At 58.7% G+C, this 23,748-nt stretch carries 20 protein-coding genes; 13 read left to right on the top strand and 7 right to left on the bottom strand.

Annotated elements, in window-relative coordinates:
• Positions 1–10: 10 nt before the first annotated feature.
• From ABVF61_RS14165 to ABVF61_RS14150, 4 genes are all read left to right on the top strand, one after another.
• Complete coding sequence (locus tag ABVF61_RS14165) at positions 11–1,399, top strand: glycosyltransferase (protein ID WP_353994196.1); 1,389 nt, start codon at positions 11–13, stop codon at positions 1,397–1,399.
• On the top strand, positions 1,396–2,493 hold the full coding sequence (locus tag ABVF61_RS14160) for a Gfo/Idh/MocA family protein (RefSeq protein ID WP_353994195.1): 1,098 nt from the start codon (positions 1,396–1,398) through the stop codon (positions 2,491–2,493). The genes ABVF61_RS14165 and ABVF61_RS14160 overlap by 4 nt, the downstream gene beginning before the upstream one ends.
• Entirely contained in the window at positions 2,493–3,395 is a 903-nt protein-coding gene (gene aroF, locus ABVF61_RS14155; RefSeq protein ID WP_353994194.1) for a 3-deoxy-7-phosphoheptulonate synthase, read from the top strand. The genes ABVF61_RS14160 and aroF overlap by 1 nt, the downstream gene beginning before the upstream one ends.
• 135 nt (positions 3,396–3,530) lie before the next feature.
• Positions 3,531–4,412 carry a shikimate dehydrogenase family protein gene (locus ABVF61_RS14150; RefSeq protein WP_353994193.1) on the top strand — a complete coding sequence of 294 codons (882 nt, stop codon included), beginning with the start codon at positions 3,531–3,533 and terminating at the stop codon, positions 4,410–4,412.
• Between the two features lie 600 nt (positions 4,413–5,012).
• Here ABVF61_RS14150 and ABVF61_RS14145 read toward each other — a convergent pair.
• Both ABVF61_RS14145 and ABVF61_RS14140 read right to left on the bottom strand, forming a co-directional pair.
• The gene (locus ABVF61_RS14145; RefSeq protein WP_353994192.1) at positions 5,013–5,558 is read right to left on the bottom strand and encodes a hypothetical protein; all 546 of its coding nucleotides are present in this window, start codon (positions 5,556–5,558) and stop codon (positions 5,013–5,015) included.
• Positions 5,559–5,657: 99 nt separating this feature from the next.
• Positions 5,658–6,563: a LysR substrate-binding domain-containing protein gene (locus ABVF61_RS14140; RefSeq protein ID WP_353994191.1), complete on the bottom strand. Its 906-nt coding sequence runs from the start codon at positions 6,561–6,563 to the stop codon at positions 5,658–5,660.
• A 95-nt stretch (positions 6,564–6,658) separates the two neighbouring features.
• Here ABVF61_RS14140 and ABVF61_RS14135 point away from each other — a divergent pair, with 95 nt between their 5' ends.
• From ABVF61_RS14135 to ABVF61_RS14120, 4 genes are all read left to right on the top strand, one after another.
• Positions 6,659–8,173, top strand: a complete 1,515-nt coding sequence (locus tag ABVF61_RS14135; protein WP_353994190.1) for a trimethylamine methyltransferase family protein — start codon at positions 6,659–6,661, stop codon at positions 8,171–8,173.
• Positions 8,160–9,335 carry a mandelate racemase/muconate lactonizing enzyme family protein gene (locus ABVF61_RS14130; RefSeq protein ID WP_353994189.1) on the top strand — a complete coding sequence of 392 codons (1,176 nt, stop codon included), beginning with the start codon at positions 8,160–8,162 and terminating at the stop codon, positions 9,333–9,335. The genes ABVF61_RS14135 and ABVF61_RS14130 overlap by 14 nt, the downstream gene beginning before the upstream one ends.
• Before the next feature lie 10 nt (positions 9,336–9,345).
• On the top strand, positions 9,346–11,811 hold the full coding sequence (locus ABVF61_RS14125) for a GcvT family protein (protein ID WP_353994188.1): 2,466 nt from the start codon (positions 9,346–9,348) through the stop codon (positions 11,809–11,811).
• A 359-nt stretch (positions 11,812–12,170) separates the two neighbouring features.
• Positions 12,171–13,262, top strand: coding sequence for a peptidoglycan-binding domain-containing protein (locus ABVF61_RS14120; RefSeq protein ID WP_353994187.1), 1,092 nt, complete (start codon positions 12,171–12,173; stop codon positions 13,260–13,262).
• A 15-nt stretch (positions 13,263–13,277) separates the two neighbouring features.
• Here the strand turns inward: ABVF61_RS14120 and ABVF61_RS14115 are convergent, their stop codons facing one another.
• Complete coding sequence (locus ABVF61_RS14115) at positions 13,278–14,255, bottom strand: GlxA family transcriptional regulator (RefSeq protein ID WP_353994186.1); 978 nt, start codon at positions 14,253–14,255, stop codon at positions 13,278–13,280.
• A gap of 128 nt (positions 14,256–14,383) precedes the next feature.
• Between ABVF61_RS14115 and ABVF61_RS14110 the strand changes: the two genes are divergently transcribed.
• From ABVF61_RS14110 to ABVF61_RS14095, 4 genes are read left to right on the top strand one after another with little or no spacing between them, the layout of a single operon-like run.
• On the top strand, positions 14,384–15,094 hold the full coding sequence (locus ABVF61_RS14110) for a GntR family transcriptional regulator (RefSeq protein WP_353994185.1): 711 nt from the start codon (positions 14,384–14,386) through the stop codon (positions 15,092–15,094).
• 19 nt (positions 15,095–15,113) lie between these two features.
• The gene (locus tag ABVF61_RS14105; protein ID WP_353996428.1) at positions 15,114–16,019 is read left to right on the top strand and encodes a dihydrodipicolinate synthase family protein; all 906 of its coding nucleotides are present in this window, start codon (positions 15,114–15,116) and stop codon (positions 16,017–16,019) included.
• A gap of 2 nt (positions 16,020–16,021) precedes the next feature.
• Positions 16,022–17,521 carry an aldehyde dehydrogenase gene (locus ABVF61_RS14100; protein WP_353994184.1) on the top strand — a complete coding sequence of 500 codons (1,500 nt, stop codon included), beginning with the start codon at positions 16,022–16,024 and terminating at the stop codon, positions 17,519–17,521.
• Complete coding sequence (locus ABVF61_RS14095) at positions 17,518–18,861, top strand: NAD(P)/FAD-dependent oxidoreductase (protein WP_353994183.1); 1,344 nt, start codon at positions 17,518–17,520, stop codon at positions 18,859–18,861. Before ABVF61_RS14100 ends, ABVF61_RS14095 begins: the two co-directional genes overlap by 4 nt.
• 287 nt (positions 18,862–19,148) lie before the next feature.
• On the opposite strand, the gene ABVF61_RS14090 is transcribed toward ABVF61_RS14095, so the two are convergent.
• Positions 19,149–20,171, bottom strand: a complete 1,023-nt coding sequence (locus ABVF61_RS14090) for a permease (RefSeq protein WP_353994182.1) — start codon at positions 20,169–20,171, stop codon at positions 19,149–19,151.
• A gap of 90 nt (positions 20,172–20,261) precedes the next feature.
• Between ABVF61_RS14090 and ABVF61_RS14085 the strand changes: the two genes are divergently transcribed.
• Entirely contained in the window at positions 20,262–21,116 is an 855-nt protein-coding gene (locus ABVF61_RS14085; protein WP_353994181.1) for a LysR substrate-binding domain-containing protein, read from the top strand.
• Between the two features lie 29 nt (positions 21,117–21,145).
• On the opposite strand, the gene ABVF61_RS14080 is transcribed toward ABVF61_RS14085, so the two are convergent.
• From ABVF61_RS14080 to ABVF61_RS14070, 3 genes are read right to left on the bottom strand one after another with little or no spacing between them, the layout of a single operon-like run.
• Positions 21,146–21,880 (bottom strand): SDR family NAD(P)-dependent oxidoreductase, encoded by a 735-nt coding sequence (locus ABVF61_RS14080; RefSeq protein WP_353994180.1) that lies wholly within the window; start codon positions 21,878–21,880, stop codon positions 21,146–21,148.
• The gene (locus ABVF61_RS14075; RefSeq protein ID WP_353994179.1) at positions 21,877–22,608 is read right to left on the bottom strand and encodes an SDR family NAD(P)-dependent oxidoreductase; all 732 of its coding nucleotides are present in this window, start codon (positions 22,606–22,608) and stop codon (positions 21,877–21,879) included. The genes ABVF61_RS14080 and ABVF61_RS14075 overlap by 4 nt, the downstream gene beginning before the upstream one ends.
• A gap of 14 nt (positions 22,609–22,622) precedes the next feature.
• Positions 22,623–23,726 (bottom strand): mandelate racemase/muconate lactonizing enzyme family protein, encoded by a 1,104-nt coding sequence (locus ABVF61_RS14070; protein WP_353994178.1) that lies wholly within the window; start codon positions 23,724–23,726, stop codon positions 22,623–22,625.
• Between the last annotated feature and the right edge of the window lie 22 nt (positions 23,727–23,748).

Raw genomic sequence — 23,748 nt, 5'->3', positions numbered from 1 at the left:
GACCAGACAGATGAATAGTGCACCACTCGTTTCCATTATTATAAGAACAAAGAACGAAGAACGTTGGATCAGCGCCTGCCTGAAAAGCGTCTTCAGGCAGAATTATCCGAACCTTGAAGTTATTCTTGTCGACAACAAGTCGACCGATCGCACCGTCGCCAAGGCAAAGCAGTATCCGGTCACGCTCGTCGAGATTGAGGATTTCAAGCCGGGGCTGGCCATCAATCTGGGTATCGAGGCAAGCAAAGGCGACATTCTGGTGTGCCTGTCAGGACACTGTGTTCCAACAGACGAAGCCTGGCTGACAAATCTGGTCGCGGACCTTGATGATCCGCAGGTCGCCGGGGTCTATGGCCGCCAGCAACCTCTGTCGTTCAGTTCGCCTTTTGACAAGCGCGATCTGATGATCGTGTTCGGCCTCGACAAGAAGGTCCAGCACAAGGACAGCTTCTTTCACAACGCGAACTCTGCCTTCCGGCGTGAAATCTGGCAGCGTTTTCCCTTCGACAACGATCTTTCAAACATTGAAGACCGGTTGTGGGGCAAAACGGTGATCGATGCGGGTCTCAAAATCGTTTACGAGCCTGAGGCGTCGGTCTATCACTATCACGGCATTCACCAGGATCTCGACGTCAACCGCGCCAACAATGTTGTGCGGATAATGGAACAGATCAGCGGTGCCGCGGATCTTGGCCGGCATGCCATGCACAAGTCCGAAGTGTTTGCGATTATCCCTGTGCGCGGCAAGTCCATAACGGGTGAAAACGGACCATTGCTGAATTATGCCATCAGGCAGGCACAGGCGTCGCCCTCGATCGACAGGGTCATTGTCAGCACGGATTCAGAAGAAACCGCCGAGCTTGCCAAGAGCCTCGGGGCAGACGCTCCGTTTCTGCGCCCCGAACACCTGAGCGACGATATCGTCGGCATCGGAGACGTTCTTCAATGGACGCTTGAGGAAGTCGAGCAGCTCTATGGCGTGCCGGACCTTGTAGTTGTTTTGGGAGAAACCTACCCCTTCCGTCCCGACGCGCTCATCGAGGACATGATTTCGCTGACCCTGGACCAGGGGTTCGATGCCGTAATCGCCGGGCAAAGCGAGAGCCGGCACATCTGGTTCCGCGACCGCGACGGCCAGATCGAAGACACCAGCGAGCCTGTCTCAACCCCGCGCAATTTACGCGACAAACATGCTCTTGTCGGCCTGTTCGGACTTGGGTGCGTTACCCATCCGATGAACATCCGCCTTGGCGATCCTTTATCCGGGCGCCTTGGCATAGTGGAAGTCAATGACCCTTTGTCGCGGATTGAAGTCCGCGATCAAAAGACCATGCAGCTCACAGAACCGATGCTGATCAACTGGCGCACGGCAAATGGCAGCGAGAACCCGAAATCATGACAGAAACAAAACTTCGCGTCGGCCTTCTGGGCTGTGGCCGCGTTGCACAGCACTACGTCAAGATCCTAAACGGTGACCCTGGCGTAACCGGGCTTGAGATCGTCGGGTGCGCGGATGCACGCAGTCAGGCTGCAACAGCGACAGCCAATGCGCTCAACTCAACAGCCTTCGCGTCCCTTGATGCGATGATCGACGGGGCAAAGCCGGATCTTGTTCTGGTGCTTACGCCGAGCGGCGATCATACGGTGCATGCCCGTGATGCGCTGGAAAAGGGCTGCCACGTCATCTGCGAAAAACCGATCACGCTACTGCCCGGTGATGCCTATGACCTCGCCGAACTTGCGGCTTCCAAAGGTCTCATGTACGGCTGCATCTTCCAGAACCGCTACAACCCGGCGGTTATGAAACTGAAGGAAACCTTCGCCGAAGGACGTTTCGGGCGCATTATTTCAGCCTGTGTTCGCCTTCGCTGGTGCCGCGAACAATCCTATTATGAGGATGAGTGGCACGGCACGTGGGCGATGGATGGCGGTGTCATCAACCAGCAGGCGATCCATCACGTGGACGCGCTCAACTGGATCTGCGGCCCTGTAGAACGGGTGTCCGCCGCCATGGCAAACCGCATGAATGAGCTTGAAGCCGAAGACACCATGGTTGCAGCACTGCAATTTTCAAACGGTGCCCTCGGCACGATCGAGGCAACAACTGCCGCCCGCCCGCGTGACTTTGAAGCATCGCTTTCCATTGTCGGCGAAAAGGGCATGGCGCAGATCGGCGGGATCGCGCTCAACACAATCGATACCTGGGAATTCACGGAGAGCAGGCCGTCCGACCACACCGTTTTTGAAGAGTTCAGCCGGTCGGTACCGACGGGCTATGGCCTCAGCCATGGACCGATGCTGCAGGATATCGCTGATCGCCTGCTTTCCGGCGACATTCAACCACCGATCACTGCACTGGATGCGGTTCGCAGCGTTGAGCTGGTGCATGCGCTCTACAAAAGCATCGAAAGCGAAACCTGGGTGAATATAGGCGACCAACCGCTGTCATCGCGGCTCGGCGCCGGCATAGCTAACGACAAGGGAGACACTTAATGGCCATCGAGAACAAAGCCCCCGGAAAGGACGTTTCGAGCGAAGATCTCGCGTCAAAGTTTCCCCTGGCTGCGAAGAAATCGGAAGATCACTTCTCGACCTTCGAGATTGCCGGCGCGCAATTCGGCGGTGGCCATATCCCGGTGTTTGCCGGACCGAATATGGTCGAAAGCGAGGAGTTGATCGTCGAAACCGCGACCGCGGTCAAGGCAAGCGGCGCGCAGTTCCTTCGCGGCGGCGCCTTCAAGCCGCTCTCCTTTCCTTACCGCTCGGCCAAGTACAACGAAACACGGGAAGACGGCATTCGCTGGCTCGGAACGGCGAAGAAGGAAACCGGGATCGGGATCATCACCGAAATCATGGAGGAACGTTATCTGGACCTTGTGTGTGAAGTCGCGGACATTCTCCAGATCGGCTCCCGCAACATGCAGAACTATCCCCTGATCACGGCAGCTGCGAAGACCGGCAAACCGCTGATGATCAAGCGGCATTTCGGATGTTCGCTGCGTGACTGGCTCGGCGCTGCCGAATACGCGTTGGTTGAGGGAAATGAAAAGATCATTTTGTGTGAACGCGGCGTGACTGTGCCACATACACACAAGGATTCCTCGCGTTTCCTCCTGGACCTGCAGGTTGTTCCCGCCGCCAAGGAAGTCACCCATCTGCCGATTGCGGTCGATCCGAGCCATGCCACTTTCTGGCGCAGCTGGGTCAAGCCGATGGCGCTTGCCTCTGTTGCTTCGGGTGCCGACGCGATCATGCTCGAGGTTCACCCTGATCCGGAAAACTCTGCCGTCGATCCGCTTCAGCCGATCACGTTCGAGGCTTTTGAGGATCTGATGGTTTCGATGGAGGGCATTGCGCAGGTCGTGGACCGCACCATGGGCAGAACGCTTTCCTGACCCGAGGCTAAAATAGCGCGGCGTCGTCAGCACTGGTAATTCGAATGGCCCGCACGTTTTGACGTGGCGGGCCGTTGCTGAAAACGCCGCGAATGACCGTTTCGACAATGACTTGATGCTCAGGGACCCACTGCCATGAAGATTGTAGCACTCCTGGAAAACGACCCGGGCCTTAAGGCCGGAGAACGCTATGCCGGCATTCTTGGCGCTTCACCGTCAAAAGGGGCGCGCTCTCCCCTTCTCTGGAATGCCGCTTTCCAGGACTTTGGGAAGCCGGAGCGCATGGTTCCGATGGATGTTGTTCCGGAGAAACTCGATCAGGTTCTTGAGGCGCTCGCCGGCGATGCGGATTTTGTCGGCGGGGCTGTAACCATGCCCTACAAGGAAAGCATTGCGGCCTGGCTGGGCAGTCATCGACTTACGCCGCAGGCGCTGAAAATCGGCGCGGTCAATTGCCTCTATCGAAACGATGCCGGAGAGCTGTGCGGCACCAATACCGATGGCGAGGCGGCCCTTGCTGATATCAAAGCGTCCATTCCGGACCTTCGGGGTGTGGACACCTTGTTGATCGGGCCAGGTGGCGCGGGCAAAGCGGTTGCCGCGTTCCTGGCGGATGCTGGAGCCTCCCTGACGATCGTTTCAAGATCACCTGAAGCAGCTCAAGACTTTTGCACCGGGATCAGTGCCAAATCAGCCGCTTATGCCGATATCCGCACGCTCACGCCGACGTGCTCGCTGATCGTGAATTGCACCCCGGTCGGATTTGCCAACGGGGTCGCGGGCGAAAGCCCGATAGCAGCCGCCGACCTGGACCAGGTGCGGCCCGGCAGCCTCGTCTTCGATATCATTTACGACCCGCAAAAGACGCCGTTGCTGACCATGGCCGAAAAGAACGGCCTGGAAATCAAGAACGGGTTGGCCATGAACCTGCTGCAGGCCGTTCTCGGGTTTTCCAAGGCGACCAGGATCACGGATCTGGACCGTATTTCAGCGAGTATGAGAAAGGCGGCTGGCTGATTAAAGTCATGCGTTCTGGTGCCTTTTAAAGGTCGCCCGAATTCGACGTTTGGAATTCGCAATAGATCGTTGATCCTAGAATTTTTTTCGGCCGGTCGAGATCACAGGTAACGCTGAATGGACCTCCTGCGAACCCTGTTCCAGAGTCTCTAAATCCGAGGAGACTCTGGCCTTTGTGCCTGATAACAAGTGCATAGACCAGCAGCTCGTCGCCGAACATATGTACGACCTTAACAGTTTTGATCGGCCCGACCGCAAACCTGCCGCTTGCGTCCGATCTAGTGCTGATTGAACGTTGGTCTTTGGAAACTTGTGTCGCATCAACCGTAGAAAGATACGAGCGGACCAAAACCACTTCCGCGCCTTCGACAGGCACACCATTCTCAAGGACGACACCTGCGACCTTTGGTGCCAGATCATGCGGCACGGGAAACAGAACGCAGGCTGGCAAAACGCTACAGATTGCGAACGACGCAAGCAATCGGAACAAAAGGTTCAAAACGAAGACCGACTCTTTGTCTCAAGAAAAAACGATGTCGTCAGAACAGTGTTGAAAAGCTTGGCCGATCTATGGCGCTCCACCTTTCCGAGCTTCGGTCCCTACTCCACCGGAAAATCAATCCTCGGCAGGCGGGTGCGGGAGCGGTAGAGGTGGCGTTCGGTGGGAACGTCGGAGCTGTAGAAATAAGTGTCGTCGACCTCATCCAGTGGGACGCGGCGTTGCAGGGGTGCCGTGCCGTTCTTGCTCGACAGGATGAGCCCGTTCCCGGACCATTCCTCCACACGTGCTGAATGACAGGGCATGCCGGCATGCTCGCCGCTGACTTCAAACCAGACCATGATGTCGTGGACCTGCGGCTCGTCAACGGCGCTCCATTCCTCTTCCAGAACCGTCAACATGGGAACGCCGGAGAACGGCGTGTAACCGTAGAGCGGGTACGTTCCGGTAGCCCAGCCATGGCAGAAATAGCGTTCCGGCAGACGCGTGCTCGCCTTGGGAACCCAGACACGGACAGGTGTTCCGCCGTTTGTGCGGGCGAATTTGATATTGCCCCAGGCGTTGGGGTTCCGCTCCTGCCAGGCACGCGGCACGATGCCGTGGCACGTCAGCGTTTCGGGCATGTCGTTGGGATCAATCGGTTGCACGTGTTGTCCTTTCAAAAAACGCAATCAACGACACCGATGCCAAAGTGAACGCCTTTTCAGCCATGAGATCAAGTGCAAGACACTGACCCGAGCACTCAATCAGCCCTCATCCGCCGCTGAAATCAGCCAGTTTCGCACCCGCTCCGCATTCTCGCTGAGCGGTCGGGATTTCGACCAGACGAGGTAAAACCCCATGCCCGTCCGCCAGCTCCAGTCCCGGCGGGCGCTGACAAGACTGTTCTCGATGAGCGGATACGCGAGATGGTTCCAGCCGAACGCAAAGCCCTCGCCCGAGATGGCCGCGTTCAGGACCAGCGCATAGTCATTGAGACGCAGCCCGGATGGTGGGATCGCGACTTCGCAGCCTTGCGCGTCGAACCAGTCCTTCCAACTGGGGCGTTCACGGACCGGTTCTTCAAGGTGGATCAACGTGTGTTCAAGAATGTCTTCCTTGCGCTTGAGGTCGCTGGCAGACATCAGGGCGGGACTGGCAATCGGATAGATCACCTCCTCCGCGATCAGCGAGGCGTTGCAGCCTGGCCAGCGCCCGTCGCCGCGGCGCACGGCAAGCGTGATGCCGCCGTCGTCAATGTCGGGCTCCCGGTCGCTCGACTGCAGGCGCAGGTCGATATCGGGATGAAGGTCGCGCAGGGTCCGCAAACGCGGCATCATCCAATAGGTGTTGAAGGCGGTCGAGGCGCACAGGGTGACAATGGCATTTCTGGCTTCCGCCTGGACAGAACGGGTCGCTTCGAGGATCTGGTGCAGGCCTTTGGAGAGCTCGGCGTAAAACCGTGCACCGACAGGCGTCAGTTCCACCTTCTTGTGCGCCCGGCGAAACAGCGGTGCGCCGAGTGCGTTTTCAAGGTTTTTGACAGCTGCACTGACGGCCGGTTGCTGCACATTCAGTTCTGCCGCGGCACGGGTGAATGAGCCATGCCTTGCCGCCGCCTCAAAAATGAGGATGTAGCGCGGAGAACCAACGATCTTCCATAGGCTTTGCATAATTTCAGTTTATGCAAATCGCGAATTTTTTCAATCGTCACAAGCTGTTTCCAAAGCGCTAGATTTTCTGGATCGGTCCATGGAAAGGCGACGAGATGGCAAGACGTTCACGTGCTGCACGCGGGCGGAGCGCGGAGGCAAAGCCCGAGGCACCCTTCATCCGACGTGCGCTGCCTTATTTCGAAATTCTTGATGAAGAACGCCTGACGGCACTCGAAGCCCAGGTCGACTGGATTTTTGAGAATGTTGGTGTGGCATTCAGGGACGACCCTGAAGCTCTGCGGATCTGGGCGGAAGCCGGTGCGGGCATTGAAGGTGATCTCGTGCGCGCGGATGCGTCCTGGATCCGCTCCTTGTGCGCCAAGGCGCCACGGCAGTTTATCCAGCGCGCACGCAACCCGGAAAGGTCGGTCACCATCGGCGGCGACAACCAGGTCTTTGCTCCGGTCTACGGATCGCCCTTCGTGCGCGACCTAGAAGGCGGGCGCCGCTACGGAGACCTGGCAAGCTTCGAGAAGCTGGTGAAGCTCACCTACATGCATCCCCACCTTCACCATGGCGGCTTCGTGACCTGCGAACCCTGCGACGTACCCGTCTCGAAACGCCATCTCGACATGCTCTTTGCTCACATGACACTGAGCGACAAGCCGCATTTGGGCGCGATCACGGAGATGAGCCGGGCCGAAGACAGCGTCGCGATGGCCGAGACTGTGTTCGGCCAGGACGTGATGGAGCGGGACTGCGTCATCATGGGCAACGTCAACACGAACTCGCCGCTTCTGGTGGACAAGGTGGCGAGCGAGGCCGTACGCGTTTATTGCGGGCGTGGCCAGGGCATTGTCGTCGTGCCGTTCATTCTGTCCGGAGCCATGGGGCCGGTCTCGACAGCCGCATCCGTTTGCCAGGCGATGGCCGAGGCCATGATGGTCTGCGCCTTTTCGCAGATCGTGCGGCCCGGCGCACCGTTTGTGCTCGGCAACTTCCTCAGCTCGATGAGCCTGAAGAGTGGAGCGCCAACGTTCGGAATGCCCGAACCCGTGGTGTCGAACTATGTGATCGGTCAGCTTGCCCGGCGCGCGGGTCTGCCGCTCAGATGCGGTGGGTCACTCACAGCTTCGAAAATCGAGGATGCGCAGGCCGCCTATGAGAGTGCCGATTCCATGCACTCGACGATGCTCGCGGGCGCGAATTTCGTTCTGCATGCCGCGGGATGGCTCGAAGGCGGGCTCTGTACCGGATTTGAAAAACTGATCATGGATGCGGACCGGTTGGGGTCCTACGAGAAAATCCTTTCCGGCGGTCTGGACACATCGGAAGAAGCATTCGCCCGCGATGCCTATGGCGAGGTCGGTCCTGGCGGCCACTTCCTCGGGTCGGCACACACGATGCGGAATTATCAGACAGCCTTTTACGAACCGCGACTTTCAGACAGCGAAAATGTTGAAAGCTGGGAGGAAGGCGGTTCAAAGGATATGCGCCAGCGTGCCTTCGAACGGTGGCAGGCGATGCTGGCCGATTATCAGGAGCCGCCGATGGATCCGGCCATACGAGAGGAATTGGAGGCCTTTGTGGCCCGGCGGAAGGAGGAGCTTCCAGATGCCTGGTATTAAGATCACGGGAGTAAAAGCGACACCGGTCAACATTCCGCTTGAAAAGCCGATGTGGTGGACGGGAGGACATTATCCAGGCACCTCAAAGGTCATCATCGAAGTGGAAACCGACCAGGGACTGATAGGGCTCGGCGAAGCCCCTTCAGTTGATGTGCTCGAGACCGTCAAAACTATGGGCGAACGCCTGATCGGGTTCGATCCGCTGGATATTGCCGGCTGCGAAAGCCTGTGTGTTCCGCCCTGGCAGATCGTGCAGAACACGGACGACAGTTCGGTCGTGAAGGCATTCGGCGCAATCGAGATCGCGCTCTGGGACCTGCGCGGCAAGGTCGCGGGAGAACCGCTTTACCGGCTGCTCGGCGGCGCGGTGCGCAAGGACATCCCCTTCACCGAGTATTTCGCGTTTCGGCATGGAGGCGAGACCAACCCGCACGAAGTTGCCGACTATTGCCTGCGCATGCGCGAAGAACACGGCGCAACCATGTTCGAGGGCAAGCTGATCCTCGGTGACCCGAAGCTGGAAATCGATACCGTCAAGGCACTTAGGGAGGCGCTGGGTCCGGACGACATGATCCGCCTGGACAGCAACATGCAATGGTCGCTCCCGAGCGCGATCCGGATTTTCCGGGAGATCGAGCCCTATGACATCCGCAACTACGAGGACCCTGTCGCAACGTTCGAGGAAATGGCCGAGCTGCGCAAACACTCTTCCATCCGGCTCTCCACCCATGTGCCCGACATCCGCCGCGCCGTCAGCTTTGGTGCGCCGGACTATATCGTCACCAATTTTGCGGTGCTGGGCGGCATCTCCCGAACCGTGCGTTTTGTAGGTGCCTGTGAGGCGATGGGCATAGGTTTCTGGTGCTACTCGGGCGATGCCGGGATCGCGACGGCAGGATATCTGCATATGTCGGCGGCAATGCCCTGGATTACCGAGCCGAGCCAGTCGCTGTTCCGCTGGCAGGTCGGCGATGTGATCGAGGGCGGACCGTTCCGCCAGAAAGACAACACGATCGCGGTTCCAGAGGGCCCTGGGCTCGGCGTCACGCTTGACCGGGACGCATTGGCACATTGGCACCGGCACCTGGTCGACAACGGACCGCTCGATCATTTCCACGACCCCGCAATGCCGGGCCGCTTCAGGCGGCTGCCGCTCAATTGAGGAGACAATGATGCCCGAGATCCAAAACGACGAGACCGGTAGCGGCAAACAACTTCCCGGCCATGCGCGCGTCGTGGTGATCGGCGGCGGTGTCGTCGGCTGTTCCATCCTGTTTCACCTGGCCAAGTTCGGCTGGAAGGATGTTGTCCTGCTGGAGCGCGACGAGCTGACATCCGGGTCGTCCTGGCACGCGGCCGGGCAAATCCACACGATCAGTTCCGATCCGAATATCTCGCGCCTGCAGTCCTATACGATCGATCTCTACCGGGAAATCGAGGAGATCTCCGGTCACAGTGTCGGGCTGCACATCACCGGCGGCTTTTATCTGGCGTCGACGAAAGACTGGTACGACTATCTGAAGCGGGAACGCTCGAAAGCCCGCTACATGGGTCTTTCGCAGGAATTCATCAGCCCCAAGGAAGTTGCCGAACGCCACCCGCTGATCGACCCCAAACACTATTATTCTGCCCTTTGGGACGACCAGGACGGGGATCTCGATCCCTCTGGCGCGACCTATGCCTTCGCCAAGGCCGCCCGGCACCACGGCGCAGAGTATTTCACCCATACGCCCGCAACAGCGACACGCCAGCGCGCCGACGGATCCTGGGATGTCACGACACCCAAGGGCGTGATCAACGCAGAACATATCGTCAATTGCGGTGGGTTGTGGGCACGTGAGGTCGGCACCATGCAGGGGCTTCATTTGCCTGTGCAGCCGATGGAGCACCACTACCTGATCACCGAAACGATTCCGGAGATCGAAGAGCGGATGAAGCAGGGCGAGGCAGACCGCCTTCCCGCCGGGATCGACTATGAAGCCAATATCTATTTCCGCCAGGAACGCCACGGCATGTTGCTCGGCACCTATGAGCCGAAGGGTACCCCGTGGAAAGTGGACGGCACGCCGTGGAGCTTCGGGCACGAATTGCTGCCGCCGGACATCGACCGTGTCGCGGACCGGCTCGAAATGTCGTTTGAGCGCATTCCGGCCATGGGTCATGCCGGCATCAAGAATATCGTCAACGGGCCGTTCACCTTCGGTCCGGACGGGAACCCGATGATCGGACCGGTTCCAGGCATGCGAAACTACTGGTGCGCTGTTGGTGTGATGGCAGGCTTCTGCCAGGGCGGCGGCGTCGGCCTGACGATGGCTGAATGGATGATTGACGGAGAACCTTCAATCGACGTCTGGGCCATGGACGTCGCCCGTTTCGGCGATTTCGCCACGCCCGACTGGGGCACCGTCAAGTCGACGGAAAATTACGAACGCCGGTTCGTGATGACCTTTCCGAACGAAACGCTTCCCAAGGGCCGCCGCCAAAAGACAACGGCCCTATACGACAGGCTGGTCAGCAAAGGTGCAGTGATGGGCCAGGGCTTCGGGCTGGAGCACGCGCTCTGGTTTGCTGACGGACCGGAGGATGCACATGAAGATCCGACCTTCCAGCGCAGCCGCTGTCATGACTATGTTGCCCGCGAAGTAAAAGCCGTGCGCGAGGCTGTCGGCGGCATTGAAATCGCCAACTTCGCCAAACACGAGTTCAAAGGGCCCGGCGCGCGCGCCTATCTCGACAATGTGCTTGCCGGGCATGTGCCCAAACCCGGTCGCCTGACACTGACGCCAATGCTGACCGAAGCAGGCAGGCTTTACGGCGACCTGACGGTCGCCTGTCTTGCAGAAGATCACTTCATGCTGTTCGGATCGGGGGCCATGCAGGAGGCGCACCGACGCTGGTTTGAGCGCAACCTGCCGTTCGATGTAACCTACGCCAATGTCTCTGATGACTGGCACGGAATTGCATTGTCCGGACCGAGATCTCGCGCCTTGCTGCAGCGTCTGATGCGTGACGACATTTCCGCGGACAGTTTCAGGTTCCGTGATCTTCGCCGGACATTTGTTGCCGGTGTGCCAGTCATACTAAACCGCATCAGCTTTTCCGGTGAACTGGGTTACGAGATCTACTGCCGGCCGCAATACCTGCTTCGTCTTGCCGAAGCGATCGAAGAGGCCGGAGGGGATTTCGGCTATCGCTGGTACGGCGCGCGCGCGCTCATGTCGATGCGGCTGGAAAAAGGCTGGGGCGTCTGGACGCTCGACTACCGGCCTGATTTTAATGCCGTCGAAAGCAACATGGACATCTTCATCAACTGGAAGAAGGACTTTGTCGGCAAGAAAGCAACTGAAACGTTCCGCACCGACGGTGTAAAGCAAAAGCTTGTCACCATGACCATCGATGTCGACGGTATTGATGTCTCCAATGACGAAGCCATTCTGAAGGACGGCGCCGCGGTCGGTTATGTTTCTTCAGGCGGGTTCGCGCACCACGTCAATCGCTCGATGGCAATGGGCTATGTGGCAACGGAGCACAGCACACCGGGAACGGCCCTTAAGGTTGAGATCCTGGGTGAGTTCTTTGATGCTGAGGTTCTGGGTGCTCCGATCTATGATGCGAACGGTGCGAACATGCGCGCCTGATGCCGCCCGAGATCTTGTCGTCAACCCAACGGACAAAGGCACGCGTCGAAACACCGCCGCTTTTAGAATTGAGCCCGTTTGTCCATCCGCGCCGACTTGAACCACGCGACGACCGGTCACGAATGCATGCTTCACATCCCTACGTTTACTTGCGTACAATCGAAACGCGCAGCATACAATTGAAACAAACTCGCCTCTGTAAAATATTCATATTTCTATTAAATTGAAAAGCGGTCAAACTATTTGTTTGACAATCAAATTATTCTTACTTGAGAGATATTTCTTTCAAGATCCGCCAAGTGTCAAGCCTCATTACAGAGAACTGACCCAGAGATATTCCGAATTGTTGGATTTTGATCATGCCAATTTATTCATCCATCGGGATCACCGCCTCGGTCGGACGAAACGGCCAGAACCGGCCGGCAGATGTCGCAACGGTGCAAGAACGGCTTAACGAGCTCATGCATCCACCGCGCGTTCTGCTGGTGCCGGACGGCATTTCCGGACCCAAGACTCGCGACATGATCAAGGATTTTCAGAAATCGGTGCTAGGCTTTCGGTGGCCGGATGCGCGTGTCGACCCCGCCGCAAAGACAATCGTGGCCTTGAATGACCCGAACTCGGAGGACATCTGGGCGCAGATGTCCATCCCGGACTTTCCGCCGGAGCCTGCTCCGGAAAATGACGATGACGACAAGGGCAAAGGCAAAGATGACAAGATCACCAAGGAGGATGTCATCGATGCAACGATCGACCAGATCAAGTCAACCCAGAGTATCTCGTCTCAAGAAGAGACCTATTATCGCGACTTGCTGGAAGAAATCTGGAAGGCAAACAAAGGCGCCTACACGGACGGTGGCGCGGGACTGACTGTCGAACAGCGTGAAAAGCTGATCTCGATCGGCCTCAACGGTTTCAAGATCATCAAAGCCTCGCTTACCTTCGCGGCCGCCGGCACCGCCGCAGCCACTGTTTTCGGTTACATGAGCCTGCTTGCGCCGTTTCTCATGGTTTACGGGTTTTATCGCGCATTGGGACATGCGATGGAATCAGGTGCGCGCATCTACGGATTTGTGGGCATGTCCTACTACATGACGCATTGGGTGTTCGGCGGCTTAAAGCCCGTCAGCTGCCCGACCATCGTCAAACGGCAGGAAGAGGCAAAAGGGCAAGACAGAACCAACCCGGAGAAGATGGAAAAATTCTGGCGCAAGGGACAGGCGGACGCCAAGCGCGGACTGGAAGAATATTGCAAGAGCGTCGCCTCAAAGACAGGCACGACAGAAGCGGAAGCGCAAGCGGTGTTCAAGGCCGCCCTTCGCGTCGGCAAGCCGTATATGCTCGCGCGTGCCGTCCTAAAGGACCTGTCAAAGAAGGCGCGTGCCGACGGTGACCACAACGTGGCCAACATGCTGGAAATCCACTCCGACGACCTGTTTTACCCGAACTAGTTCGTACATGCCACGTCAGGCGAGCTGATGAACTGCCAGCGTGTCTTTTGAAAAGACACGCTGGTTATGCGGTGTCACGCCGAACCTGTTCTGATAGGTGCGGATAAAATGAGATGGGGACTCATACCCGCAGGCGAGTGCGATTTCCGAGATCGACTGTTCGGTCTGAAGCAGAAGGTTCCGTGCTTTGGTGAGTTTCTGGTTAATCGCAAATTTCTTCGGCGACATTTTCAGATGCTTTTGAAACAGCCGTTCAAGCTGCCGCGTTGAGATACCGATCCGGCGCGCGATTTCCGATGTCGGCATGAAATAAGGAGCGCTCTCATTGAGGAGCCTGATTGCTTCGGCGATATGAGGGTTACGGATACCATAGCGGGCCTGAACCGAAATCTGCTGCGTGGCGTGGGCTGGACGGACACCCGAATAGACCATCTGGTCCGCGATCGCCATCGCCAGGTCCATTCCGTGGGTTTCACCGATCAGGTGCAGCATCAGGTCCGTTGCAGCAGTTCCCCCTGATGCGGTGACAAAGGCTTCATCGGCAACAAACACATTTCGAACCAGATCCACTTCGGGAAAGTTTTCCTGAAAACTGTCGTGAAAAGCCCAATGAACAGCTGCGCGGCGTTCGTTGAGCAGACCGGCCTTGGCAAGCACAAAAGCGCCGGAGCAAAGCGCGCCGATCTGAGTTCCGCGCGCGCGTTCCCTTCGAATGAACGACAGAACTTCAGGCGATGCCCTGTCGCCAACATTCAATCCTGAAATGAGAAAGAGGCTGCTCCTTGCCGGAAGCGGCTCCAGGCCCTGATCGACCAGCGTGATTGTCCTGTTTGAACAGACAACCCTGTCCCCGGACGGTGACGCCAGTTGCCAGCGGTACAGTTCCTTTCCCGAGAGCAGGTTGGCGATCCTGAGCGGCTCGACCGCGCAGGAAAACGCAATGTGCGAAAAATCGTCAAGCAGCAGAAAGGTGACGTCGGTGGTGCGGGACATGTCGCTTTTCTCCGGCCTCTGTCGCCTCATGCTCATACGGCCAGGCGAGGTGTTTGTATAATTTTTGTGTTGCTATTGTATTCAACATGTATACAAGCAGGTCAACAAAAATCGAAAGGTGCGGTTCCATGCCGAGTGTTCGTGGCACAGCCAAATCAGCCGCCTATGAGGATCTGAAACGCGCAATCCTGACCTTGGAGCGCGAACCTGGAAGTCCCCTTGAGGAAAGCGAACTTTGCGACCAGTACGGCCTTTCGCGCACGCCCTTGCGCGAGGTACTGCAACAGCTTTCGGGCGAAGGCTACGTGACGCTGCAGCTCAACCGGGGTGCGCGCGTTTCCGACATGACGCACTATACGCTCCGGGACTTTTTCCTCGCTGCCCCACTTATTTACAGCGCCGTCCTCAGGCTTGCGGTTCAAAATGCAACGCCACGTCAGATCGAAGCTTTGAAAGAGGCGCAGGATGCGTTTCGGGACGCGCTCAACTCGAGCGACACGACAGCCCGCGCGCTCACCAACGACCAGTTCCACCGGATTACGGGGCACATGGCAGGCAACAGCTATCTGCTGGCGAGCCTCGACCGGCTGCTGATCGATCACACACGCATCGCCATGACGTTCTTTCGCCCCAAGTCGGGCGCAACGGACGACCGGCTCGCCCTCGCCTGTCAGCAGCATGACGACATGATCGCATGCATCGAAAGCGGTGACGAAGACCGGGCGGCCGAACTGGCGCTGGAACATTGGGCGCTCTCGCGCGACCAGATCGAACTTTTCGTGATGCCCGAGGGGCTGGAAGCTCCGCTCGGCGCACCACCGAAGCAAAAATCCGCATGAGGTTCATATGACGCCGATAATGACGTTCGAAGGCATCTATACGCCTGTGGTCACTCCCTATGACGACGACGGGAATGTCGTCTGGGACGCGCTTGAAAAAGTGATTGATCACCTCGTCGACAGCGGAGTGCACGGACTGATTTCCGGGGGATCGACCGGGGAGAACTACACGCAGACAGTCGAGGAGCGCCTTGAGCTTGCGCGCTTCACCCAGGAAAAACTGTCCGGGCGACTGCCTCTCATCATTGGCACCGGCACGATGCGGACGCCCGATTCCATCGCACTCGCTGAGGGTGGCGCAAAACTCGGCGCGGATGCGTTGCTGGTGGCGACACCCCCCTACGCCGTTCCAACGGAGCGCGAGAATGCGCTGAACGTGCTGACGATCGACCGGGCCGCGAACCTGCCGATCATGCTCTATAACTATCCGGGCCGGATGGGTGTGAACATGGGCGAGGAATTCCTCGACCGCGTCGGCCGCTCGCGCAATGTCTGCGCGATCAAGGAAAGCTCGGGCGACATCAACCGGGTCCATCTGCTGGCGCGGGACTACCCGCATATCCAGATGTCCTGCGGCATGGACGACCAGGCGCTGGAATTTTTCGCCTGGGGCGCTCGCAGCTGGGTCTGCGCCGGGTCGAATTTCCTGCCGCATGAACATGTCGCGCTCTACGAAGCCTGCGCAGTGAAGGGCGACTTCTCGAAGGGCCGACGGATCATGTCGGCCATGATGCCGCTGATGCGGGTTCTTGAGCAGGGTGGAAAATTCATCCAGTGCGTCAAGCATGGCGTCGCCATGACCGGGCTTTATTCCGGCCCGCCCAGGCCACCTCTCAAGGCGCTCAACAAGGACGACAAGCGTCAGCTTGAACAGGTGATCCGGGTTCTGAAATCAACCATCGACGACATCACGGCGGGAGCATGACCATGACGGATCTACTGACACGCGAGGAATATAGGGCACTCGCCGCCAAGCTCGACTTTCCGACCAGCGCCTTCATTGATGGCGGGTACCGGCCTGCACAGTCCGGCAAGACGTTTGCGACGGTCAATCCAGCGACAGGCGAGACCCTTGCGGAGATCGCGTCTTGCGGCGCGGAGGATGTCGACTTTGCCGTTTTGAAGGCGCGAGAAGCGTTCGAGGACGGCAGATGGTCGAAAATGCACCCGTCCGAACGCAAGGATATCCTTATCCGCTTTGCAAAACTGCTCACACGCAACCGGCGCGAACTTGCCGTTATGGAAAGCCTCGACAGCGGCAAAACGATTTACGATTGCGAGACAGTCGACATTCCCGAAACGATCCATTGTCTCAAATGGCACGCGGAGGCGATCGACAAGATCTACGATCAGGTCTCCCCGGCATCCGATGAGCACATCGCGATGATCGTGCGCGAACCGGTTGGCGTCGTCGGCCTCGTCCTGCCCTGGAACTTCCCGCTTTTGATGCTGGCCTGGAAGATCGGTCCGGCACTTGCGGCCGGCTGTTCCGTTGTCGTGAAACCCGCCGAAGAGACATCGCTCACCGCGTTGCGCGTTGCTGAACTGGCGGCAGAAGCCGGCATTCCGCGCGGTGTTCTAAACGTCGTTCCGGGAACCGGACCCGATGTCGGCGAACCGCTTGGACGCCACATGGATGTCGACATGATCTCCTTCACGGGATCGACGGAAACAGGCCGGCGGTTCCTGCGCTATTCCGCGGACAGCAATCTGAAGGAAGTTGTCCTGGAGATGGGCGGCAAGAACCCGAGCGTCGTTCTGAAAGATGCGGAAAACCTGGACCGGATTGCCGCGCATATTGTTAACGGCGCATTCTGGAACATGGGTGAAAACTGCTCTGCCAGCTCGCGCCTGATTGTTGAGGAAGAGGTCAAGGAACCGCTCCTGGAACGCATCTACGCCCACGCGCGCGAATGGACAATGGGCGATCCCCTCGATCCGGAACACAGGGTTGGCGCGCTGGTTTCGGCGGAGCACTACGGCAAGGTCTGTTCTTATCTGGAAACCGGTGCGAAGGTCCTGATGGGCGGCAAGGCGCATGACGGTGCGTTCGTGGAGCCGACCATCCTGGAAGCACCAGCCGACTCCAGCGTTGCGCGGGAAGAAATTTTCGGTCCTGTTCTGAATGTGCTTACCGTCAAGGGGTTCGACGACGCCATCGAACTTGCCAATTCCACGGAGTACGGGCTGGCGGCCTCGATCTTCACGGCCAATACAAAACGTGCTTTACGCGGTGCCAGGGCCATTCGTGCGGGGACAGTTACGGTCAACTGCTTCGGTGAAGGCGACATTTCAACGCCGTTCGGCGGTTTCAAGCAGTCCGGTTTCGGTGGGCGCGACAACAGCCTTTCCGCCCATGATCAGTACACACAGATCAAGACGATCTGGATCGATCTCTCCGACGATGGGGATGAGGCCGTGGGATGATAAGCGAGCGGTCCGCCAAGACGCTGCCGAACCTCCAGGGTCCGGCAGCATGGAACCGGATACTGGCGGACCAGCCGGAAGCAATGCCCCTGAGCGAAGCGACGAGCGCCGACATCGTCGTCATCGGAGCGGGATTTGCAGGACTTTCTGCGGCAAGGCGATTGAACCAAATCGACAGCGGTCTGAACATTGTCGTCTTGGATGCGTGCCGGATCGCGGAAAGTTCTGCCGGCCGCAACTCAGGTTTCATGATCGATCTGCCGCATGAGTTGAACTCGGATGACTATGCGGGCGCCGGAGACGATCAGGCGATTACCTCCCTCAACAGAAAGGCAATCTCCTTCGCTGGCGACGCTGTCGAAGACTATGGCATCGACAGGAACTTCTTCGACTGCGCCGGCAAGATCAATGGCGCGGCCAGCTCCAAGGCTGTTGAACACAACGTAAGTTATGCGCGGCACCTTCAGGAGCTCGGTGAAGCCTATGAAATGCTGGACGCACAGCAAATGGCGGATCTGACCGGCAGCCGTCACTACCTGTCCGGCCTCTACACACCCGGAACCGTTATGCTCCAGCCGGCTGGTTATATTCGCGGCCTGGCCAAGGGCTTGCGGCGCAAAGGCGTCCGGATATTCGACAAGAGCCCGGTGCAGCGCTATGCACGCCAGGGATCCGCCTGGAAGGTGGTCACGCCGGAAGGATCCGTTGTGACGCAAAAAATCATCCTGACGGTCAATGGTCATCTGGAAAGCTTCGGGTTTGAACGCGGCCGCCTGATGCAACTCTTCCTGTTTGCGGTCATGACGCCGGAACTCGACAAGGAGGCCCTGTCGCGGCTGGGAGGCGCGCCGCGGTGGGGAATAACCCCGTCAGACCCCATGGGCACAACCATGCGCCGGATCGACACTGCCCAAGGTGGCAACCGGATCGTGACCAGAACCTGCGCTGTCTTGAAGCCGAACATGCAGCTGCACGCCAAAAGCCTGGAACGCGCGGCCTGTGTGATGCAGCGCAAGTTCGACGAGCGTTTTCCGCAGTTGGTCGGTATCAATATGGAGTTCCGTTGGGCCGGACATCTGTGTCTCAGCCTCAATTCAGTTGCAGTGATGCGGGAACTGGACGAGGGCGTCTATTCGGGCTGCGTTCAAAACGGGCTCGGCACGGCGCGCGGAACATTGACAGGCATAGGGGCGGCCGAACTTGCCTGTGGCGTATCGAGCGACATCACCTGCCATTTCGGCGCTGAGGCCCCTCCCAGGAAGTTACCACCCCAGCCCTTTCGCGAGATTGGCGCCAACATGGTGCTGCGCTGGAAAGAATGGCGCGCTGCCGCGGAATAGGCAAAGGCTGTTCAGGGGAAGGTGCTGGGCAGACAAGGACCTGCCCGGCGGTCATCTCCTGTTTCAATTGCTTGCTCGAAAACAAGTCTTCTCAAACTCTCATTCCCCAACGACCTCATCCTGAGGAGGGCTGAACGCCCGTCTCGAAGGATGGGCAGCAGACTTGGTCGTTGGGAGCAAGTGGCCTTCCTTCGAGACAGCGCCCGCGGTTCCTCAGGATGAGGAAGCGCATCTCACGCGGATGACCTGGTAGCAGCACATGGGCTCGGGACCGGATGCAAACCGCATCAATAGACCCAGCCGAAAACATATCCCGCCAGAACCGACCCGGTCACAGCCAGGGCCAGATACAACAGGAAAGGCCTCAATTTCAGGACAGGGAAAATCGCTAGGGCACCCCAAATGCTGACGACGCCACCGGAAACCAGAAAGGCCATCGCGGCACCGGGTGCCATCCCGTTGTCGACCAGTGCGCGCGTGAGCGGCAATGCGGCGTAGCCGTCGATATAGGCCGGCGCGCCCACAAAAACGGCAGCCGGGATCGCCCACCATTTGTCTTCCCCGACATAATGCGCAAGCGCGCCAGGTGTCAGCGCGGCGTTTAGCGCATATTCTGCGAAGAAGGCCGGGAACAGGCAGATCAGGATTAATCGCGTCGTGGCGCGTGCCTGACGAACAAAGGCCTGGCGGCGGTCTGCTTGCTGCCAGACACGTGGCTCGAATGACGTGGCACCACAGCAAGATTTTGCTGTCAGGTCCGCCGCGAGACCACCTGTGCGCAGAACAGATTGCTGTGGCTGATGGCGTGTCAGCAAGGCCGTGACCGTGCCCCCGAAAACACCCAACCCGAAGGCCGCGACCGTCTTGCCAATCGCGAAGGCAAAACCGAGCGTCGCGGCCGTTGTCGCGAGCATCGCCGGGTCGGTGACCGGTGAAGACAGCCAGAAAGCCATCACGGGCGCAAGGGGAACTCCGGCTGCCAGAAGGCCGACCATCAGCGGCAGAACCGTCACGCCGCAGACCGGAGTGAGCGCGCCGATCAGCGAAGCCGCCAGGACCGTGTATGCCATCCGGCCTTCGAAAGCCTGCTTGATGATCCTGTCTGCACCACTCGACATTATCCAGGCGGTCAGCAGGATGCCGGGTATGACAAGCGGCGACACAGAGACAAGCCCGGTCAACGAAAACCAAACACCGTCGAATACGAAAGCAGGCCAAATCACGATAGGGGCAACGACCAATACGGCGATGGCTGCCAATCGCAACGCCTGCCCACGGTTCCAGTTCACTGTCATTTCCCGAACGTTCATTGGCGACTCCCGCTGTTGACGGCAGCACCATACGGGTGTTTCTTACATTAGAAAAACGAATATCTTGCATATCAGACATTGGTAAATTCGATGGAAAATCTTGACAGCGATCTCCTACGCACATTTCTCGCGGTGGCTGATACCGGCAGCATTACCGAGGGCGGGCAAAGGATCGGCCGCTCTCAGTCGGCCATAAGCCTGCAGGTCGGAAGGCTGGAGCATATAGTCGGCCAAGCGGTGTTTCGACGAACCGGGCGCGGCGTCTCGCTGACCGATGCGGGAAAACAATTGCTGCCCGTTGCCAGGGATGTGACCACGCGGCTCGACGCGACATTGCGCGATCTGACCTCGACCTCCTTGCGTGGAACGCTGCGCCTTGGAATTCCCGACGATCACGGCAGGGCAAAGCTGACGCAGATTATCGGACGGTTTGTCCAGGCCCATCCTGAGGTTCGTCTTGAGGTCACCTGTTCGCTGAGCCCGGATTTTCCAGAGATGCTCGCCAGAGACAAGCTGGATCTTGCCGTTTACGAGGTTGAAAACCCGACCGCGACCGAAGAGGTTATTTTTGAGGATGCGACACACTGGGTCGTGTCGAAACACAGAAACATCGAGACCCTGGACCCGCTTCCGGTCGCCCTGTTTGACCGCGCCTGCTGGTGGCGCGACGCCGCAATCGCCTCGCTAACGGCGAGCAAGAAACCGTTCCGGGTCATTTATTCAAGTCAGAGCGTCTCCGGGGTAAAGGCCGCTGTTGAAGCAGGGGTCGCGATAGGTCTTCTAGGACGCACTTCAATCGATGCCCAGATGACTGTTCTCGGCGAAGGACAGGGGTTCAAACGGACACCGGTGTCCAACCTTGTTCTTGGAGAGAGCAACGAGCAAGAACCGGATCTCCTGAACTCCATGAAGGCGGCCATCAGAGATGCATTTCGTTACTCGTAGACTGGGCTGCTCTGCCCAAAGCAGTGCGACTAAGGCAAGCTCAATCGTGTCATGCGGCCGCCATCGACAATATAGGTCTGGCCGGTAATGAAGCCGCTCTCAGAAGCCGCCAGAAATGCAACAAGAGCGGCCACTTCCTCCGGCAACCCCGTCCGGCCAACAGGATGAAGCGCACCGACATCGCGGTGGAAGGCTTCGGGATCCGGCATCGCATCGATGAAATCGAGATTGAGATCGGTGTCGATCCAACCCGGAGCAACCGCATTGCACCTTATTCCCTCAGCACCGTGATCGACCGCAACAGCACGCGTTAGCCCATGCAATCCGGCCTTCGAAGCCGAATAGGCGGCATGATTGCCGTTGCAGCCGATGCCTTCGATCGACCCGATATTCACGATAGCACCGCGTGACTTGCGCAGATGGGGCAGCGCATGCTTGATCAGCAGGAAGGGTGCGGTCAGATTGATGTTCAGCGAGCGCTGCCAGTCGGAGAGATCCATATCTTCAACCGAAGCTTCCTGCATGACACCGGCATTGTTGACGAGAACATCCAGGCCACCGGCCCGCGCCGTGACCTCCTCGATGACGCGCTGCGGCGCATCAGGATCGCTGAAGTCCGCCGGCACGCTTTCGAAATCCGGATCCTCGCCCCTCTGTGCCGTAAACACCCGGGCGCCCTCGGCCCTCAGGCGTTCGGCAACGGCCTTGCCGATACCGCTGCGCCCGCCTGTCACGAGAGCGACCTTGTCCGCGAACCGGTTCATGAAACAGGTTTCCCGCCGTTGACCTCGACGAGGGAACCACACATGTAACGTGCGGCGTCGGAGGCCAGGAACAAAACGACGTCCGCAATCTCTTCCGGTTGCGCGACATGGCCCAAAGGCACTGTCCTGCCCAGCTCCGCAATAGCCGACTGAGGATCAAATCCGCGTTTTTCAAATCCGCTGCGCAGCATAGGCGTATCGACTTCGTTCGGGCACACCGCATTGATCCGAATGCCCTGATGCGCATGGTCGCGACCCATGCATTGCGTCAGGGACGCGATCGCCGCCTTGGTCATACAATAGACCGCATGGTTCGGCCCCGGACGGATACCCCAGCAGGACGCCACGTTGACGATCACGCCGCCGCCGGCAACCGCCATGATCGGAATTGCCGCGCGGCAGATACGGAACGGCGCTTCCACATTGACGCCCACGGACAATGCCCAGTCACTGTCGCTGGTCTCGGTCACAGGTCCTCGCGAAATCACCCCGGCATTGTTGACGATGATGTCGAGGCCACCGAGCGCTTCGGCCGCAGCTTGCGCAAGACCATCTGCGTAGCTGCGCTCCAACAGATCCCCGGGCAGATTGACATCCGCATCCAGTCCATCGCAATTCATGTCCGCAACAGCCACCTTTGCGCCTTCGTCACGCAGCAGCCGCGTGATGGTCTGTCCGATACCACCGGCAGCGCCGGTTACGAGCGCTCTCTTTTCTGCAAAACGCAACTCTTGCCTCCCAATCAGAATGACGCGATCGGCGCGCCGAAAAGACGCTCGTCCGGTACAATGCCAAGACCCGGGCCTCGCGGCAGTCGGATATGGCCGTCTTTGATGCGAACGCCGCCATCCTCCACGTATGGCGTTTCGATCATGGGTTCGGCGAGCCAGACCCCCTCCAGCAATGCAGGTTTCACCGTCGCGGCAACATGCGCACAGGCCGATGCAATGATATCGCCACCCCACGCGTCGTCGCATGTGTGCGGCAGATTGAGAGCCTCGCAAACATCGCGGAACGCAGCCATTTGCTGCAGCCCGCCGATCCGGGTCACCTTCATGCCGAAACCGTCGACGAGGCCACTGCCTGCCGCACGAATGACGGTCGCCAGATCGACACCGCTTTCGTCCATATAAATGGCGTGCTGAACCTGAGGCCGGATTTTCGCCAAATCCTCGATCCGGTTACAGGGTTGCTCCATGACAAAAGGAATGTCAGGGCATTCCCGGCTGACGCGGAGAGCGTCACGCGTCGTCCAGCCACGATTGCCATCGACGGCGAGGCGCATGCCGGAACCTGATACCCGCTCCCAGACCTTGCGAATGGTTTCGATATCCAAGTCCACTGCTCGCCCGCCAACCTTGATCTGGAGGCGTGGATAGCCTTCCTGACGCTTGTCAGCCGCCAATCTCGCGATCTCATCCGGAGCGCCGACACCGGTCGCATAATAGGACGGCAGATTTTCATTCGCGACGCCGCCAAGCAAGTCTGCCACCCGCACGCCGTGGTGCTTGCCGAGCAGGTCGTACCCGGCAATGTCGATCGCTGCCTTGGCGTAGTTGTGGCCATTGAGCTCTGCGTGCATTGTCCTTGCCATCGTGAGCGGCAGGACTTCAGTGCCGATCAAGGCCGGCGCCATTTGCTGCAGGGCGGCCTGCGCACCACGGGCGTGTGCTTCGGCATAGGTGGGGCCGACCGGACAGGTCTCGCCCCATCCGACAAGGCCGTTGTCGGCGATCAGCTTGACCAGCGTTGTTTCCAAGGCCCAGACCTCGGCGTTGGCCATGGTATAGGGCCCGTTCTTCACGGGCAGGTCGTGGCGGAAAATCTCGACCGATTTGATCTTCATTGAAGCTTCCGACTAGCAAGCC

Origin of the sequence: Roseibium sp. HPY-6 (assembly GCF_040530035.1) — a bacterium.
Taxonomy (GTDB): Bacteria; Pseudomonadota; Alphaproteobacteria; order Rhizobiales; family Stappiaceae; genus Roseibium.
The sequence above is the reverse complement of the archived record's forward strand: the minus strand, read 5'-3'. Positions and strand labels throughout refer to the sequence as shown.